Origin of the sequence: Streptomyces sp., assembly GCF_019510245.1 — a bacterium.
Lineage (GTDB): Bacteria > Actinomycetota > Actinomycetes > Streptomycetales > Streptomycetaceae > Streptomyces.
Map to the genome: position 1 here is coordinate 1 of NZ_JAEKKT010000532.1, position 1,457 is coordinate 1,457.

Here is a 1,457-nt window from a genome sequence, read left to right on the forward strand (position 1 = left end):
AGCGTCAGCCTCTCCTCGCGCAGCTGCCGGAAGACCACGAGGAGAAGCGCCACGTCGATGAGCCAGTCGGAGATCGTCATGCCTCGACTATCCGGCTCCGGCACGGTCGCGCGCCTCGACCCAGGGGTGGAAGGAGGGTGGAAAAGACCAGGTGGAGACGCCTACAACTCCGCGTCGTCCGTCTCCTCGTCCCGCAGTTCCGTGACGCGCTCCAGCAGGATCGCCTCCCAGGCGCGCAGCAGCCGGGTGCGCAGGAGCGGCAGAGCGACGGCATCGCGGCCCTGCACGCCCGCGGCGAGGCTGATCACGGTGTCGCAGCGGGCGAGCCAGAGGCCGCGCAGGCAGGGCCGGGCGCCGTAGCCGGCGAGGGTGGCGGCGCGCACGGCGGCGGGCGAGCCGACGGCGAGGGCGAGGCCCGCGATGTCCTCGGCGGGGTCGCCGACCACCGTGGCGGTCCAGTCGAGGACACCGCGCACCCGGCCGTCGGCGCTGATCACGAGGTGTTCGCCGGTCAGGGCGTGGTGCACGAGGACCGCGCTGCCGGGCTGCGCGGCGAGCTGCACCGCGGCCGGCGAGGTGAGCTGCTGGAGCCGGGCCGGATCGAACTCGTCGGCCGCGCGCAGGAGTTCGGCGGCCCGGCCGGCCTCCCGGCGCAGTGCCTCCAGGGAGCGCGGGGCGACGCGTGGCACGCCGAGCGCCTCGGCCTGCCGTACCGGCACCTCGCGCAGCCCGGTGAGCAGCGCGGCGAGGTCGGCCTCGCCGACGGCGGAGACGTCGTGCTCCTCGGCCGAACCGCCGGGCACCTTGATGTCGAGCGTGTAGGCAAGACCGGGCGCCCACTCGCCCTGCGCCACGCTGGTCGGCACCGCGACCGGAACATGCGGGCGGACCAGGTCGCGCACGCGCAGTTCGCGGCGTCCGCGGGTGGACGCCGCGCGGTCGCCCGCCAGGCGCAGCACATGGCGGGTGCCGACCCACCAGGTGGAGTGCCCGCCGCCCTCGGCGACGGACCGGACCTCGGGCCCGCCGGCCTCGCCCGCGCCGGACGTGCTGTCCTTGAGCAGGGAACGGACCAGCCGGCGGACCGTGTCCGCGGTGGGTGTCGGTGCCTGGGTCATGGTCGCGCCGTAGTCGCTCGGGGGTGGAGGGGCTCCTGGGGCTCGGTCAGTCCACTATGACCATCTCGCGGGTGGTGTCGTTGAGCCTGCGGCCGCCGTCCTCGGTGACGGTGACGATGTCCTCGATGCGTACCCCGAAGCGGCCCGGCAGATAGACGCCTGGCTCCACGGAGAAGCACATGCCCGGGACGAGGGGCTGTTCCTCACCCTCGATCATGTACGGCGGCTCGTGTGTGGTGACACCGATGCCGTGCCCGGTGCGGTGGATGAAGTACTCGCCGTACCCGGCGTCGGCGATGACCGCGCGGGCGGCCCGGTCGACCTCCTGGCAGGGCACGC

General features: G+C 74.3%; 2 protein-coding genes. Both read right to left on the reverse strand.

The genetic code is table 11. The features are described from left to right. Window positions 1-161 precede the first annotated feature (161 nt). Complete coding sequence (locus JF597_RS55115; RefSeq protein ID WP_294014790.1) at window positions 162-1,118, reverse strand: phosphotransferase; 957 nt, start codon at window positions 1,116-1,118, stop codon at window positions 162-164. A gap of 46 nt (window positions 1,119-1,164) precedes the next feature. Further along, window positions 1,165-1,457: M24 family metallopeptidase (locus JF597_RS55120; RefSeq protein WP_294014792.1), on the reverse strand; the 293-nt coding region annotated here is incomplete at its 5' end.

What these genes read in the sequence shown, in the direction of transcription:
- JF597_RS55115 (WP_294014790.1), bottom strand. Translation starts at nt 1,118, where the DNA reads ATGACCCAGGCACCGACACCCACCGCGGACACGGTCCGCCGGCTGGTC.